A 16707-nucleotide genomic window follows, 5' to 3' on the forward strand; every position below is an offset into this window, starting at 1 on the left:
GGGTTCACCTCGGTATTCCTAAATTTGTTTTCCTGTCCTAAAACAGCATCTTCAGCGGGCGGCTGCGCATTGTTAAATACCCCTTTTTACCGAACTTCGGCATTTAGGTCGTTCAGGAGCTGTTCCAACAACAGTTCCTGATAGCCCGCGCGCCGAGTTTTCTGTATCTCCGAGGAAACTGCCTGCAAATCGGGCAAACGTAGCTGGGCTAACGCTGTAAGCCGCGATGAAGGAATTGATTCTTCCGACAAAGAACGGTAATAATCATCTTTCTCCAAATGCCAGAAAAAGAATTGTTTGGGGTAACGTAATGCCAGTCGGTCGGCTATGCGCAGGCCTTCTGGGTCAAAATCACCGGAGTAATACATCATGCAGCTTGAAGCAGCCAACAAATCAAGCAGGATCAGTGATGCGGTTTTAACCTGTCCGGATGTACATAAAATAGGGGAATGTGACGGTAGAGATTGCTCACACAGATGGGAAAAAACCATTTGATTTTCAACAATATAAATCTTCCCAGTCGGACTTGCCGCACGAACAATTGTTGACAGATTGGAAAGTGTCACTACAGCGCTTTCATTGCGGGTACGGAATGCTTGGAATGCGGGATGTTCCCCTTCTTCCGTGTAAAGCAGAAGACCGAACTGCGTGGTAAAGCTGGAAATATCGTCCGCGAAAAGATTGACTAAAAAAAGGGTTTCCGCACGCTGCTCGGCAGTGTGGGGATATTTCCTTTGCTGCCAATCGCAAATTCCGTATAGAAGTAACTTACCGGCAAGGCGGTCCATATCGAAACTGTGCGGATTTGCGGTTATTCCCGCGCTGAAAACTGCCAGACGGCGCTCTGAAAGCGATTGGGTCGCCAAAATATCAAGTGCAGCACACGCCTGTTTTAAAGAGGTACAGGCCATTGCCTCGTCTTTGTTGGCAGCTTTCAAAAAAAGTTTGTACCCACTGTCCTTCGATTCCAACATTCTCTGTACCCAGTTTTGGGTTACTTTGGATGTAGCCTGCGTGTATGCTTCTGCAAATAGGTTTTTAACCCATTCTTGGTGGGTTTTACTCACTTCTTTATTCATACACACAGGGTAACCGAAATAACCCTCCAACAGCTCTTGCAAAGAAGTGTCCTGAAAACGACTGGCCTTTAGTGCTTGCTCGAAGTCCGAAAGCTGATACCGCAACGGCGGATAAAATGTTTTACCCATGAAAAGACCCGCTACACGGCACTCCTCCTCTGTTGCGTCCGGAAGAGAAACAGTTCCGGAATTATTCCCATAAGACTTGTACTTTTTTAAAATTTGATTCATCTGGCGGGTCCAGCCCGATTTTTCGAGGAAATAGGTAACACAGTCAGTTTGACTCATAGAAGCATCGCACCTTCGTCGAGTGTTTTTTGGTAACCGTCCCACTGATAAAGAAGGATCGTGACTACCTGAGAATTAGCCGGGCGGTACATATCCGCAATTTCGAGTTGTGGGACAGATGCATAACAGCCCCACAATGCCTGTGAATTCATGATATAGCCAAAGCCAAGTGTCTCCACAAGGGCAAACATGCTCTCAATATTTTTGTCGTCCACACCCGCAAAGGCCTCATCTAATGCGATGACATATGGGCATTCCACGGTGGCTCTTTTATATTGCGCGGAGATTGCGGCAAAGAGAGGAACATACATAGCCATTGCTTTCTCACCTCCGCTGAACTTATTGAACTCGGAATTGGTAAGATTTTTTTCCTTTTCACCCCGTCTTTGAAAAGAAAGAGTGAATTCAAACCAATTGCGAAAATCCAGAGCGTCTCGGATAAGGTCGGCGTAGCTGACAGACTGGTCATTTTCCGTTGCATATCTGCGTGCAGAGTTCACCTTAGTCCGAAAATGCGCTGTAATTTTGCGGCGGTCTTCATCGCTTAAAATTTCGATATCTCTATTTAAAAGCTCTACAAGCTTTTTCGTATCCAATTCCCCATCTGCTTGCTGGGATTTCCCTTTCCATGAAAGATTAAAAACAAGCCCCATTGAGGTGTTCACACCGCTCATAATTTCGCCCATGGTGTGCACCCATCTGTGGCTAACCGCAATGCGGTTACGGAGTTTGCCACTGATTGTTTCTGTCAGGATGGATTCGAAAAGTTCCCGATCCTTTTCGTTCAGCAATTCCTGCATCAAGGAAATCTTCTGGCCAATTTCCTGTATGAAAAAGGGAAGAGAAACCTGTTTCCCATCCAGTGTCAGAAGAATCAACCGCCGCCTTCGCAGAACCCCCTCGGTCTCTTCAAACTGCGGAATAATTTTGGGCTGATAGTCCGTAAGCGCGGCGCTGTTTTTGAGAAAATTTTCGTGAAGCGCCTGATACATATTATCAGGCAATTGCTCCACATCCTGTGCGCGCAACTTAAGCTCGGCTTTGCGCGCAGCTGCTAAAACGCTTTCATCCGCTGTATCGGGGAAAAATCCTAGCGCCTGCTCTTCCAGAAAATACGTCCTCAGATTATTTTCATGTTCAATCATAGTCACGAGTTCTTGCGCTTTTTGCAGCTTTTTTTCACATAGCTGTTCAAGTTTGGTCCCGTCTACTCTGACGTCTGCTTTCCAATCTGGCAGATTTTTTTCTAAATCAGAGATTTCCCCATTAATTTTTTGCAATTTTTCCGCGAGCGCACGATTCTCGGGTTGATTTAAAAATTCCTGAAGCGCTTTGATTTCCCGGGTCAGCGTCTGTGATTTATTTTTCCTCGTTCGCGCCGCTAGTTCAAGTGACAGCAAATAATCCTCGACCTGTTCCAGCTTGTCACTTTGTGCCCCAAAAAGTTCTTCGGCGTGGTGATAGCCGTTCCAGCCTTCCTCCAGATCATGCAGCAGCGCCATGTAATCGTCCAAAGAATTCTGCTCTTCCAGAAATGCGCTTGCGGTTCTTGAAACCGGTATTTCTTTGCACAGAGTAATCGCTCGCTGCTTTGCATTGCCCAAAGCGGCACGGGCATCCTTTTCCGCCTTATCAAGCTGCTCTACTGCACCCTTGGCGACCGCAAGGCTGTTTTCACAGGTCTGTACCAAACTCAGCGCCATCGCGAGATCAGCGGTAGAAGGTCTACCCTCATATTCTGCATTTAGGTTATTGATGCGCTGCTGCAATTTTTCGAGTTTCATATACTGCAGTCCCAGCGCGCCTTGGCATTCCGCAATTTGCTGCTTAAGCGCGTCTATTTGCCGTTGGCGATTCTCGCGGCGGGCAGCCGCTCCAATGAAGCCTGCCGTTTTTAAAGGATGGCTTTTTCCGCTTAAAACACCGAGACGGTAACGACCGTCCGGAAGAACGGCAGTATCCCCGTCATCGTCCGTACAGGAGATTCCACTAAGCGCTGTCTCTGCGGCTTCCTTCAATGGGCCTTCTACAGCGTAAAGATCATGCAGCGGCTGACGGATATGGGCATCGGATATTTTGACAAAATGGTCAGGATGTCGCTGTAAAATGTCAGACACAACCGCCTGTTCAGACTGTGGCACCACAAGAGCGTCAAGCAGACCCATATCGGTAAGCTGTGCTTCCAGCAAATCCTTTTTCCTTTGTTCCATACCTGGGGCATAATCAATCAGGTCGTAAAAAGGTGCACAGGAAACGCCACGGCGGCACAGCTCTTCACGGGTTTCCTGAACTGCCGCTGTCCGGAGTGGAATAGGTTCCGGCGCATCCTCCAGCACTTTGAGCTGTGCGCACAACGCATTATAAGTATCCTGCAATTCCTTCCGCTGTGCTTGACATTCGGCTAATTGCGTCTGCAAAAGGCTGTAAAGTGCATTTTTTTCATTGGAGAGAAGCGCGTTCAATTCACTGTCGTCCACCGTGCTTTTGTAATGGGAGACGATTTGTTTAATCTGTCCTAAAAGCGTATCGGAAAATACAAATTCCCGATTTCCGGCTTGTATGCGCAAAAAGGCTTCAATCAGTTCGTCGCGGGCTTTCTGCTCTACCAAATATGCGGTATCTAACTCATTTTGGGCGGTACGACACTTGACATCCGCGTCGTTCAACCGCTTTTGGACATCGTCCAGTTCTCTGCTTTTTTCTTCCTGCTGTTCCAGCGCGGTCTGAGCGTCCTTCAACCGGCGGCTATAAACCGTGCCGGCAGTGTAGGCCTCTTTGAAAGCGGTGTATGACTTTTTGGCGAGCTGCTTTTTTAGTTCCGAAGGCCCGTTCCATTGCAACTGCTCCTGCACCTCGTCCAGCTCATCCAATCGTTGTTGGTAAAGCGCCTGTTGGTCGTCTTTCTGCCGTTTCAGATTATCTAGCGTGCGTTGCGACTGGTTTCGTTTTTCCCTCTGTCCTTCAACATTACGCGCATCCTGTTCAAATTCGCGATCATTTTCTTGCAGTGCATCTTGTAGCTCTGTCAAGCGATCCGCCTTTTCCTGCAGTGTGTCGCTGCCGCCAAGCGCATTTTTCTCTGCTTTAAGCTGAGAAAGGGTTTCGCTATCCTTCTGTATCTTTACATTCAGCTTCTCAATTTCAAGCTCTAGGTTTGCAATATCGTTTTGTGTGGTGGAAACATGACTTTGCAGATTTTCCGTTTCCTCGTGATGCTTCAAAAACGCACGCGCTTTTTGTGCCAGCATGTATTGGTTATATCGGGTATATTCAGTTCGGATAATTCCCGCACTGATCTGCGCGCGTTCCAGCTGTTCCAGATTCCCCTGAATGCTGTCCATCTTTTCCATCGCGTCAACCATCGCCTGCAAGTCATTATCACTGAGCGGCTGTAGGGATGAATTCAAGATATCCTGTACCAAGGATGGTTTGAAATCCTTGCTTAGCTTTGGGGCACGAATTTGAATCAATAGTGTGATAAACTGCTCATATTGGTCAATGTCCGGGAACTGGAAAATACGGTCATTGACCAGCTTTTTATATTCGGTCGTGCTGTCGGCCCAATTGCCGGAGTCGTTTAGTGCGTTTTTAGCCTCTTGTTTGCTGAGAGGAAGCCGCTGTGACCCGGCTTCGCGGTACAGGCACAAGTCGGAACCGATTCTGCGCCCGTCACAAAGGCAGAATCCCCAAAACGATGAAATTCCCTTGCCTTTCTGGGCACGCATTCCGATTACCAGTGTGCAATAATGTTCCACGTCCGGCTTCTTAAATTCCAAATACAAATATCCGGTGGATTCGTCCCGGTCGCCGTCTCCCAAGAGATAAAAATCCATTTTCCGATCCTTAGTTCCAAAGGAATCCAAGCGTTCCGGACGATGGTTACCATCCAAAATAAAGGGGATAAAGCTTTGCGTCGTAATGGATTTACCTGCACCATTCGCGCCGCGCAGCAGTAATCTGCCGCCTCGAAAGGGAAACTCTTCAACATCATATAACCAAAAATTAACGAAGCCTAAACGGTTCATTAGCCAGCGCAACATCATACCTCCTCTGTTTCATTTCTTTCCCGGTAATTTCCAGTCATTTTTCCCGCTGCGGGTAGAAGTGTAAGGCCCTCTTCTCGCCGGGACAAAAGCATCCAGCTTTCCATATAGGAGAGTACCTCTTCGGTCAATTTTTCAAGGGGCATCTCACGATACTGCTTCCCCCATAAAGCAGAATACTGTGTTCGGCATTTCTCCAGTTCCCGGGTGAAATCATGGAAGGACAACTCCACGAAATCATTCATGGCACGTGGGTACTCATTCTCAAGAACAACTGAGCGCAATCTTGCAGAAAGGTTTAACGCAATATCGCTCAACATACGGTCTTCCGGATAGCTCATACCAAATGACTCATCTTCATCCAAAACAAAATACGCACCGTTTTTGTAGATCTGCAAATTGCCGCCAATGGTCTTTTCCAGGTAATGTTGTACCGAACCGCGTTGATTCTTGATATATGCATAAACCGGATCATCAGGCTGCTCCCAATACACTGCGGGTGACAGCGCAAGCTGGCGATACACTCTGTGGGTACGAAGGACACCACGGTCCTGATTCAGGTTTTCCGCGCCCTCCTTTTCAAAGTCCGTGGCGCAGGAAAAGCCTGAAATGTCATAACTGAAGCTGACGGAAAACCATCTTGACAATCCGGTATTTTCATAAAGAACCTCCTGACTCTGATCGGATGAGAAATTCTCGCTGATTCCGTCTCGGGTCTTAATCAGCGAAAGAGACTCCGCATAGCATAGTACCCGAACCAAACTCTTACGGCTAGAAAAGGTTTCCCAATTCCAATCAGAAAGAACAGGCTGCAGATAAGCAAGCAATGAGGGAGTGAGTTCTGAAAGGAGAAACCGTTCTCCCTCATCTCTGTCCTCCAAAAAAATCAATAATGCACATAGCAGACAGTAATCGGAAGGTGCATCAAAAGCTTCGATTCCCATAGAAGGTTCCGCATGTGCCGGAATCTTTTCCAATTTAATCAGTTTTTCGTTGATGAACAGCTTCCAGCCAAACTGTTCCCCAAGAATCTTTTGAAAAGTGGGTAAGGCTCGTTTAACACGGTGGTATAGGGCAGCATCCTGTTCTCTAAGAATCCAAAATTGTCCTAAAAGAGCACGAAATTCATCCATTCGCATCACGTCCTTCAAACACCAGTACATAGGCGGGCATGGTCAGATTACCATCTGTGCAGTGCAGCACACAGGAGCCTGGCTGGCGGAGCAAATGAAACTTCTGTCCATACTCAGTGATGGCATGACGGTCAGAGGCGTTGTTGGCCAGCACAACCCAGTTTAGAAAGATTTGCCGTGTCGAAGGTTCAAGTGTATCTGTGATGGTAGAAAAATCCAACTTTCCATTCCGGATATATTGCAGCGCCAGTCTTTTTGTTCGCTCCTGTTCTTCAAGAAGTTTTTGGCGAAGCGCCGCTTTCTCCAGACTTTTGCTTGAAAACCCGCTTTTGTCGATGCGTGGCTTATATTGACGGCTGCGGGTGTCGAGTAGATACACGCAAGGGGCTTCCTCATAAATGCTGCTGTTTATGTTATCCGTATCTCGGGCGCTATTGATCGTAAAATGACGGACGGAGGCAACACCAAAAACATGGGCGAAAAGCTTATGTGCTTCTTTTAGGTTCTCGCATTCCGCAAATAGCCGGAGAAACTTTTTGTAATCTTCTTTGCGGCTTACACCATTGTTTTGCATCTGAATGATAAAATTGGCATTTTGAATGATCTTTCTAATCACTTCATTGGTCGTTTCCAAAACATATTGACTTTCGCTCAGGCGACCTGCTTCAGAAACAAACCACTCATAAAGTGAACGCCACTTTCCACGGATGTTTTCTTTGATCTGTACCTTGAAATTTGGCGGGCGTTCCGATGAGGGACGCGGCTTGTCCAGCTCACTTTTAACGATTTTATCTAAAATAGTATTTATTAACGTATCGGGAATTTCAAAGAGTACTTTCTCAATTTTTCCGCCCCTTGATTGCAGTTCCTGTACAAAATCTCTTAAATATTTAACGACGTGCTCTTTATGCGCAATAAATTCTGCAGAACGCATCATGTGTTCTGCCTTTGAAGAATAAAAGTCTCTCAAATAATCCTGGTAATTCTGATTGAGCCGTTTGAAATCCTCTTGCAGGTTCTGCCACCATTCATCCACGTCCTTAAGTGGGGCGGCCTGCAGAGATTCCATCTCCATCAGTGCGTTTTGAATACGGGGGAACAGGTAAATCGAAAGCGAGGCGCTTTCTAATACGAGCGCTTCCAGCCGGATCGTCATACGCTCTACTTCCACGGCCGCCCCTGACATAAGATAGCGGAACTGATTGTTTTTATATTCCGCAATTGTGTTTGCCCGGCTCGGATCTTGGATGGGTGTGAGATTTTTCCAAATAACCAATTGGTTCAGGTGCGGAAGAAGCTGTTCCATCGTGTAGTCCGCAAAGGCAGGAATTTGATGTAGCTTTTCCAGAACAGTTTCCTTATCTAACTGGTAATGAGTCTTCTCGGATTCGTCATAAAACACACGCATGATGGCACGATAATGCGCTGTATTATCCGTGTTTAAATAAGATGTTTCAGGTATATTATCCATAGAAACTGCATTGACCGGCATAGCTCCGCCTTCTTTACATTATCGCGAAATATTTCTATTTGATAAGAAATCATTTTAGCTTATTGATTTTTAAATGAAAAATCCACGGGATCTACTAACTCAGCAGTATTGTGTTTAGAATACTGCTTAAGCGATATTCCGTCCGGTGTTTTCCATTCCTCAATACCATTAACGTGTATACCGGTGACAAATCTTGCTGCCTGACCAGGGTTATCAAAACTGATTTCTTTCGTGAGTATATTGTCTGAGTTTATGAATACGGAATTTTGAGCACGCAGACGTTTTACTATTTCATACATATCTAAGGACATGGTTGAAGCTATAAAACTTCCGGATAAGACCTTAAAGCGTGTCCCATCCAGCACACCATAGGCTTTTCCACTCATATCACTGCGAGCAATCACAAAATAAGTGTAAGAAGGCAGTTTCGGATGCACAATTGTCACGCTTTTTTCAATAGTTAAACCCTCAACTTTTATTTCTTGCAGTTGACTAATCAACTTTTTTATTTGATGGTGCTGCTTATGCCACTCTTCTGACACAGGCGCATCTGGCTGAGAATAAAACTGCGCTTTAATTTCGTTATCAGTTTTGAGCAGTTCATTTATGGCTTGCTCGATATAATTGGCTATGCTCACTGCTGGTCGCCTCCAAGCAATTCAAGTGCAATATTGCCCATAAGCCCTAAGTCTGGATTATCTGCTGTACCTATTACTGAGATACGATCAAGAAGAACATTCCGAAATTCACATGAGGTTTCAGGGAGCAAAACACAATCATGGCAAGCAGCATAATTTAGAGAGTTGAATCCCTGCTGCATTGAACTTGCGCAAAGCGGATCGCCGCTACACCACAAAGCTTTTTGTAGCATATTTTTAAGGACTGCCTGTAAGCGTTTCGGATCTTTACCGATACTTATCAGCCCGCCGAGGCTTCCTTCTGCATCAGACGTTGAAAGGTATATAAGTACCCCATGCATTTCAGTCTGGCTTGTCCCCTCATGAAATGTTGAGTATATCTTTTCTTTTAAAGACGAGGCACTATATCCGCAATCATCCGCAAGTTGTCGAATAAACAGGTGCGCGAATGTGTGCATTGCAACATATTCAGAGGAAAATCGCTCATTTGTAAAGAACGAATTTTCAAGCTCATGTGCCATTTGCGAGTAACGATCATTTACAACGGTACTCCAACCGTCTAACGCCTTTGCATCAAATTTAATAAAAATGCCCTCACCCAAAAGTTTTACTGCCGGTAACCATTTCTTTTTTTCTATGGAAAGAGGCGCGAGACAGGGATTATCTTTAATTGTTCCATTCCACGGTTGTATACGCGTAAACCCGATTAAAGCACTAATGACTGTAAGTTTTTCAACAATAGTTACTGATTCAAAAATGCTTTTGAACGCAGGTGGAACAATAGCTTTAGAAGCCACATATTCATCCGCGGTAACATTTCCTCTGCACAGAACATCGTATTCAGCCGCAAAAACATCACCTTCAGAATGCATTGCTGAGGATGCTTTTTTATCTTTAACTAATGTATATGCTGAAATTAAATCTTCAAATGTTATTGGATCTCTAACTTTAGTTAGCACTTGCCTCCTAATGAATTTTCTAACAGCAGCGTCGCCGAACTCCTCCATCTCCTGAATATTCTCATACGCGGCTTCTATTGCTTGCACCGCTCTTTGACTCCAAGGCGGAATAGACAAGGCACTCATATTTGCTGGAAAATACACGCTTGAGGAAGAACGCAACCGAGCCGAAACAATCTCTGCACATTCAGAATGATGATTTATTCCTAAATGAGGATGATGTCCACTACAAGGATATCCATTTTCACCGCTGAAAGCATTTTTGGCAAAAGCATTAGCCATCCCACGTCTTGCTTGACATTCTTCACATTCAACCATAAGGCTATCAACATCACTCCTGTTGTCTATGTTGAACATCTTGATCCGTGGATTAGCTTTGCCGCTACTGCACTTATTTCCATGATGCACCCACCATGAGTACGGAAAATCCTCCATATGACCATTCGGGCATACCAAAATAAAACGGGATGCCACAAGATGCCCACCGCATGGCTTACCGCCTTTTTTAGGATTAGGCATGAAGCAGTTATGCTTTTTTTGCTGGTTCCCAAGTTCTTCAGCATCGATTATGTGTTTACAAATAGGGCAATAGAGCTTTCTTGGGAAAATATAGGACTCAACATCGTTGCTTTTTCTGAACCGTATATTACTTGCTGATTTAGGCGCAAGGAAAAATTCTGCTCCTGTTAAAGTCTGAAGGTTATTATTGAATAGTTTTCTATCCTCCCAGTCTTCATATATGTCATCCCTGTCCCACTTATCAACTCCTCCGATAATAACAGTATCGCGTACAAAATCCACTATTGAACCAATTCCAAATGTGGTAATGAGCTGGCTTTGACGAACTTCACCGGTATTTTCAGGTTTTTGTTTACTTCCAAACTGACGAGCCATCTCAATTACCTCCTGTTAAAATAGATATTGACTGTGGGATCGACATTGCGCAGTGAGTTTAAAATTTTGGGCAAGCCCAGTTCCGAATCCTCTTCAGCTGAAGATAACAAACTCGGATTCCCATTGTAGCTCTTGTAGTACAAGGTGTTTTCGTTTTCTTCCGCGACATCTTGCCACTTCTGTGCAAACTCACCTAAGGAAGTCTGAGCAAATGCTACGCTGTCTGGCATTATCTCACGTACTCGCTGAACGAGGTATTCTTTAATCTGAATCACCGCAAAGTTATCTGCCCTAAAATATCTTGCAGCGTCATTCGCTGCCAAATTAGGAACAGTTGCACGAACAAGTGCAACAAAAACACAATGCAAAGCCTTTTCTATTGCTCTCACCGAAAACGGCGTCACACTCGTTGCTTCAACATATCGGTAAAATGATTTATGATAATAGCCGAATTGTTCGTAATGAGATTTATCCCGTGATCTCATATTATTGTACATTGTCAAAACAAGACCGGGATTCCTTCTTCCGACACGGCTGGTCGCCTGAATGTACTCTGCATTACTTTTGGGCTGATTATAAACAGTCATGACGCCAAGCCTGTCGATATCGATTCCAACTGAAAGCATATTTGAAGCGAGAATATACGAGAAGCAAGCTGAATCCGTGTAGGGTATCGTCAACTGATCCAGTGTATCTTTAATTTCTTTTGAACTCTTGCGGCTTGTGAGTTCTGAATGTTCAAACATTTTAACGTCATTGGCAGAAATACCATATTGTTCTGATTCAGTTTTGAATGTTCTTGCAATTAAATTTCTTATGTGCGTAAAGATACGGTCTTGGATAATCGTTGAGGATGCACCTAAATCTTTTAGAGCATTAAAGTACCCTACAGTAGTAAAATACTGATCAATAATATCCGTATTTTTGCCTTGTTTAATGAACAAGGCTTTTGTAAAAAATAAGGTTGCATAAAGACGAATCAGCAAATCGGATATACTGCCGCCCATTTCGCAGAAACCTAAATAAGTTCTCGCCGGACGCTTGCTTGCATCCGCTTGTACAGCAAAAAAAGAATCATCAAAATTAATTCCCGCAGGTGGAAATTGAATTGCGTTTCGATTGTACAGATTTTTTATCTGTTCCTTAGCATTCCTTACCGTTGCAGTTGAGGCTATTATTTTCGGTTGCTTCCCTGATTTTTCGCAAAGATACTCAATGGCGATTTCATAAATTCCGGAAAGTGATCCAAGCGGACCGGAAATAAGATGCAATTCGTCCTGGATAATCAGTTCAGGTGCTGGACAGTTCATTCCAAAAAGATTACGGGCTCTTTCCTCCCATGTTATTCTTGCAAATTTATCAATGGTGCTTAATAGAAGTGTTGAACGGTTACTGTATATATCATCGTCAACAACATATATGGGTAATCCTTTATGAAAATCGCAGGTCTCATTGTCAGCACAGCTAATGCGCATTTCTCCATCAACAATCTCATAACCATTTAAATCAATTTTCTGACCGCACCAAGGACATCGTGTTATTTGAACAGGGTTTCCCTCATATATTTTTTCATTAGGATTCTCCTTGAGTTTTTGCAGGACACTTTCCGCCTCAGTAATGTGGTTAGGCGTCATGCTGCTTCCAATCCAAAGCCCAATGCTGATTTCACCGCCGGAGATATTGTCTCTTCTGCGAATATATTCACAGGCACAAATTAATGCTGACGCCCTTTCAAATTGCTGGATAGTAAGAAGTCTGAGTGTGTAACGCATAATAACGGTAACACCATCGATTGAACTTGAAACGGTTAGGCGACGATAAAGAATTGTAAATGCAGCTACGCCCAAATACGCTTCAGTTTTACCACCACCGGTAGGAAACCACAGCAGGTCAACGGATTGTCTATAGTCGCTATCTTTATTAACGATGTCAGGTAATATTTGAAGAATATAAGCAAGCTGAAAGGGATACCAATTAACATCTTCTGGTTTGATTTCTTTTGTTTTGATTCTCTGAAGAAGCATAGCTTCATTCATTAAGCCAAATGCTCTCCATGCTTTGTCATTGGCAAGGAGCGTACTGACCCCCGCGTTTAGTCTTTTAATGCATTCATCAACTCTGTTCAACACCGTTTGACTGTCAGCTTTATTATTTAAAGTTAAAGGAACAGATATAGATTCCTGTTTCTTTTTCCATGAGGCATATTCATTAATGAATTCCTGCAATTCTTTACAAGCAATATTCTTATCAGCGGTCGTCCAATAGTCAAGATTTAATATCTTGGCATTGTTTATTGTGCCTGGCATCATTTGGTAGACCATCTGGGTAGGCATAAATTCACTTCTTACAGAAAATACTCCTATTTCAGTTTCGTCATATTCAACTGAGCACCCATGTCCATAGGCGTAATTTTTCACATTTCTGTATTGCAATCCGCTGATTTTTTCTTCTTCGTCCGCAATAATTGCACTGTTTTGATAAACAGGAATAAATTTTTCATCAGACGAAATAGTTAACTCACATTGGAATATTGCATTGATATTTTGCTCAATTCCAACTTGAGCGGCAGAAACAATATTAGTAGCAGTGATTGTAACAAGTTTGCAACCGTCATCCATAATATGGCGCACGGACAACGTAATCTCAAAACCAAGTTTTTTATCTTGAAATACTTGTTTCATACCAAGCCGTTTTTGAACCGTTACCTGAGGATTCACCTCAAATGGTACCCTTGTATATCGGTGTACAACCCTCTCGCGTTCAATTACTTCCTTTTCGCCCGTTTCAGGATTCTTTCTCTCTATTGGTACCATTTTACGCTCTTCATCATGGGTATATTTTGCACCTTTAAAACGAAGAGTAAGTGTGTGAACTTGCTGCGGCAGAGTGATTGATATACCCATAGATATAGGCTTGCGTTTATTTGCGTTACTTATTGAGTCGTCGTTGCTTTCCGTTATATCTTCGGGCTCCACTTCCTCTGACAAAAGCTCAACATCGTCAAATGTTAGTTGGCTGCTGTCGACAGCGGGTTGGTCTAATCTCCTTGCCCAGAGTATTCCGCAAGCATATGTATTGAGTGGTTCAACATTAACGAGAACCTCGTTTTCTTCAACTGCGCCAATCAAATCTCGTTTCAAACAAGAGCGAATCTCGCTGATAGCGTCGTAATACTCTTTATAACCACCCATCGATTACTCTCCCTTACTTAATTGTATCCCAGTCAGAATATGTGTTAGGTATCCAGTCGCTACACCTAACTGGTTGTGGTTTCTCATAATGCCAGTCGATTTTTGGGAAACCGGACAGTTCCACGCCGAGCCAGAATTTAGTTGTTCGGTAATATGTAGACACATTATCAGGAAATCTGTCTGGGGTTACTGTTATTATGTTTGTAACGAAAACGGGTGATAAAAATGGTGGCGGGTTAGAAGTCCCAACATTTTCCTTTGCTATGCTCCAGAACTCGTTATATAGACTGGAATCAAGAGAACCGATTTTTCTACCTTTATGGTGAACGTGATAAACATTGCCTGTGAGTATGAGCTGTAATTCATCTCCAACAGAAACTGCTTCCGATATATACTCTTGTGTTTCAATTGCTCTTTCAAGATCACCAGAAACAAAACCAGCTGCAAGAATATCTTTTGGTAATCCCACAACAAGATTACTGCAATGGTTGTTACCCCATCGTGCTTTATGGAAGCCTAATCCTGCCCATCGAGACGGATTTGAACCACATTTTCTTAAATACTGGTTTTTCTTACTTAGCTTATTCAGCTGATTCTTCGCTCTCGTACAACCTACATACCATACGCGAGCTTCTTCGGTATCTGTGGCATTGGGCGTGAATCCGCTATTCAATAAATAAACGCAATCAAACTCTCTGCCTTTAGCTTTATGAATAGTGGAAACTGTGAGTAATGATTCTCTTGTGTTCAAAAGCAATTCTGGTATTTTTACTGTTGGTTTACTGAGTTCAGCAGATAGTTTTTCAATCTCAATAAAAGGCTTTTTGTCATCATAAACCAATTCACAAAGAGCTTTATAGCAGAGCTCAGCCGTGACCTCATCATCGGCAACTCGGCCGCAATATCTTGTAATAAAATCATCTTCAGTTATCCGTGAATCGGCTTGATAATCCCAAAAGCAATCTGCTATCCATCGATTTAAAGAAGCAACTTTTCCAACTCCTCGCAACAAAGTATGGCTAATTCCATTCTTGAAGAGGAAGTGGCTTATGTATTCGGCTTCGCCGTTATTCCGGCAAAGTATTGCAGTTCTTTTTGCAATATTGGAAAAGTCAAATGTTTCAATCGTTCCGGCGGCCTGAATACTACCAAGTTCGTCTTTGATAAACGAATTTACAACTGATGGATCGGCAAATTCAAGCAAAGCGCAACGCATATTATCTGATACACGTGCAAGGTTGGCGGTTTGCCTCTGATTCCCGGTCAATTCATATTTGAAAACATCTATCGGAAGAATTTTATCGAGCCGTTTATAGAATTCAACAGAGTTTACACTCGTTCCGTCGTGGCAATCATAATCATATATTGCTTGGCATTTATCGCCGAGCAGTAAATAACCGCCTGTTAGCGCGCTGAGAATATTTAATCTCTGAGGGTTTAATTCCCCGCCGCTTGCGGCGTTAAATAAAAGGGTATAAAATTGGTATAACAAAAAACGAGAAGAGGGAAGAGATGAGTGAGTATATTCATAAATCTCACAATGTCTCAGTGCTGATGTACCATTTTGTATGCCCCGCTAAATATCGCAGAGCGATATTTAGCGAAGAAGTTACCAAAACACTCGTAGAAGTGTGCGGAGGAATAAGCGAACGATTTGAGATGTACTTTGTTGAAATAGGTACAGATAAAAATCATGTGCATTTTCTAATACAATCAGTACCCAAGTACAGCCCGACGAAAATAATCACAACAGTGAAAAGTATAACAGCACGAGAAATATTTTCTAAACATCCGGAAGTAAAAAAACAATTATGGGGTGGAGAATTATGGACGGATGGATATTTTGTGAATACGGTAAGCAAATTTGGCAGTGAAGAAGTAATAAAAAGATACTTGCAGAATCAGGGTAAGACAGAGGAGTATAAACAACTTTACAAAGTTGAAACAATAGAACAACTCACGTTGTTTTAGCAAGGGTAGGGTTAGCATTGGATACCCCGCCGCTTGCGGCGGGGTGATTCATTGTCATTAAGGCGCGTTCGTTAACAAGATCTTGTAGTTCATCTACAATTACATATTCGAAGTTTGAAAAATCTTCTTTTACGAACTTTTCATTGAACATATTAATTCTTCCATTATAATCCAATTGGACAAATTGCGCCTCAATAGTTGATAGGTAACTCGTTGCAAGGGAGTCAAATGTGCAAACATCCACATTTATTGCCGAATATGGAAGCAATCTCTGCGATACACCGGATTCCAAACGACTTGAAATCTCGTTCTTTGCAGCATTTGTATATACAAGAACTAAGACGCTTGATAAATCCTCAACGAGTTCCTTGTTAATAATGTGTTCGAGCCTTTTTATAACAGTATAAGTTTTACCGCTTCCCGGTGCGGCATTAACGAGTATCTTGCTGTTAATTGGGGCTTCGATAATTGCGGACGGTTCCGCAATCTTTATAAATTCTTCAGGTTTAACAAATTCTTTGAAATCTTCAATTATGGATTCTTCAGGAACTGTTTCTATTGATTCTTCATCTATTTCATTTTCTGCGAAGACTTCCTCAATATTTTCAATTCCAAGCCATTCATATCTTAAGGCGGGACTTTTCTCTTCAGTAATATCAGCATGCTCAATTACTGCTTGTCGCGTAAATTTTGCAGCGCCTCCGCAGGACGAAAATGACTTACAATTTGAGTATTCACAACGACCTTCCCAATTAATTAGCTTATCTTTACGCACAAGCCCATGAGTTGCCTCTCTATTTGAAGCATTACAACATGTTACATCATTCTGCAAAATTGATTCTTGCCATTCGGTTAGGCGAAAAGAGGAAAGTGTTCCAGAACAGTATTGGCTCTTAAGTGTCTTAAGCCTTTGTTTTCCGGTGATTTGATGAGCATATTTAATATCTCGCTGAATATCATCATTTGCACGAATATAAATATTACTGGATATTGTAATATTAGATTTCACTTCAGCGCAT

Annotated in this window: 10 protein-coding genes; 1 reads left to right on the forward strand and 9 read right to left on the reverse strand. The window is 43.0% G+C overall.

Annotated elements, in window-relative coordinates:
• Positions 1-86: 86 nt before the first annotated feature.
• The 8 genes from ETHHA_RS06375 to ETHHA_RS15070 are packed head-to-tail and all read right to left on the reverse strand — an operon-like array spanning position 87 to position 15209.
• Complete coding sequence (locus tag ETHHA_RS06375) at positions 87-1367, reverse strand: TIGR02679 domain-containing protein (protein WP_013485161.1); 1281 nt, start codon at positions 1365-1367, stop codon at positions 87-89.
• Positions 1364-5410 carry a TIGR02680 family protein gene (locus ETHHA_RS06380; protein WP_083803644.1) on the reverse strand — a complete coding sequence of 1349 codons (4047 nt, stop codon included), beginning with the start codon at positions 5408-5410 and terminating at the stop codon, positions 1364-1366. Before ETHHA_RS06380 ends, ETHHA_RS06375 begins: the two co-directional genes overlap by 4 nt.
• On the reverse strand, positions 5407-6543 hold the full coding sequence (locus ETHHA_RS06385) for a TIGR02678 family protein (RefSeq protein WP_013485163.1): 1137 nt from the start codon (positions 6541-6543) through the stop codon (positions 5407-5409). The genes ETHHA_RS06380 and ETHHA_RS06385 overlap by 4 nt, the downstream gene beginning before the upstream one ends.
• On the reverse strand, positions 6536-8035 hold the full coding sequence (locus tag ETHHA_RS06390; RefSeq protein ID WP_013485164.1) for a TIGR02677 family protein: 1500 nt from the start codon (positions 8033-8035) through the stop codon (positions 6536-6538). Before ETHHA_RS06390 ends, ETHHA_RS06385 begins: the two co-directional genes overlap by 8 nt.
• A gap of 59 nt (positions 8036-8094) precedes the next feature.
• Positions 8095-8673 (reverse strand): DUF4357 domain-containing protein, encoded by a 579-nt coding sequence (locus ETHHA_RS06395; RefSeq protein WP_013485165.1) that lies wholly within the window; start codon positions 8671-8673, stop codon positions 8095-8097.
• Positions 8670-10526 (reverse strand): DUF1998 domain-containing protein, encoded by a 1857-nt coding sequence (gene drmB / locus ETHHA_RS15520; protein WP_013485166.1) that lies wholly within the window; start codon positions 10524-10526, stop codon positions 8670-8672. The genes ETHHA_RS06395 and drmB overlap by 4 nt, the downstream gene beginning before the upstream one ends.
• Before the next feature lie 5 nt (positions 10527-10531).
• Entirely contained in the window at positions 10532-13717 is a 3186-nt protein-coding gene (locus ETHHA_RS06410) for a helicase-related protein (RefSeq protein WP_013485167.1), read from the reverse strand.
• A gap of 13 nt (positions 13718-13730) precedes the next feature.
• Entirely contained in the window at positions 13731-15209 is a 1479-nt protein-coding gene (locus ETHHA_RS15070) for a 3'-5' exonuclease (RefSeq protein ID WP_137143864.1), read from the reverse strand.
• 20 nt (positions 15210-15229) lie between these two features.
• Between ETHHA_RS15070 and tnpA the strand changes: the two genes are divergently transcribed.
• On the forward strand, positions 15230-15688 hold the full coding sequence (gene tnpA, locus ETHHA_RS06420) for an IS200/IS605-like element ISEha1 family transposase (RefSeq protein WP_013485043.1): 459 nt from the start codon (positions 15230-15232) through the stop codon (positions 15686-15688).
• Here the strand turns inward: tnpA and ETHHA_RS06425 are convergent.
• A complete protein-coding gene (locus tag ETHHA_RS06425) occupies positions 15675-16697 on the reverse strand; it encodes a UvrD-helicase domain-containing protein (RefSeq protein ID WP_083803647.1) in 1023 nt (340 codons plus the stop codon). The genes tnpA and ETHHA_RS06425 overlap by 14 nt on opposite strands.
• Positions 16698-16707: the final 10 nt, after the last annotated feature.

The sequence above is a fragment of the Ethanoligenens harbinense YUAN-3 genome (assembly GCF_000178115.2).
Classification (GTDB): domain Bacteria; phylum Bacillota; class Clostridia; order Oscillospirales; family Ethanoligenentaceae; genus Ethanoligenens; species Ethanoligenens harbinense.

Bases quoted from the DNA above. Each gene is read 5' to 3' on its own strand.
- drmB (WP_013485166.1), bottom strand. From the start codon at position 10,526: ATGGCTCGTCAGTTTGGAAGTAAACAAAAACCTGAAAATACCGGTGAA.
- tnpA (WP_013485043.1), top strand. From the start codon at position 15,230: ATGAGTGAGTATATTCATAAATCTCACAATGTCTCAGTGCTGATGTAC.
- ETHHA_RS06380 (WP_083803644.1), bottom strand. From the start codon at position 5,410: ATGATGTTGCGCTGGCTAATGAACCGTTTAGGCTTCGTTAATTTTTGG.
- ETHHA_RS06385 (WP_013485163.1), bottom strand. From the start codon at position 6,543: ATGGATGAATTTCGTGCTCTTTTAGGACAATTTTGGATTCTTAGAGAA.
- ETHHA_RS06410 (WP_013485167.1), bottom strand. From the start codon at position 13,717: ATGGGTGGTTATAAAGAGTATTACGACGCTATCAGCGAGATTCGCTCT.
- ETHHA_RS06375 (WP_013485161.1), bottom strand. From the start codon at position 1,367: ATGAGTCAAACTGACTGTGTTACCTATTTCCTCGAAAAATCGGGCTGG.
- ETHHA_RS06390 (WP_013485164.1), bottom strand. From the start codon at position 8,035: ATGCCGGTCAATGCAGTTTCTATGGATAATATACCTGAAACATCTTAT.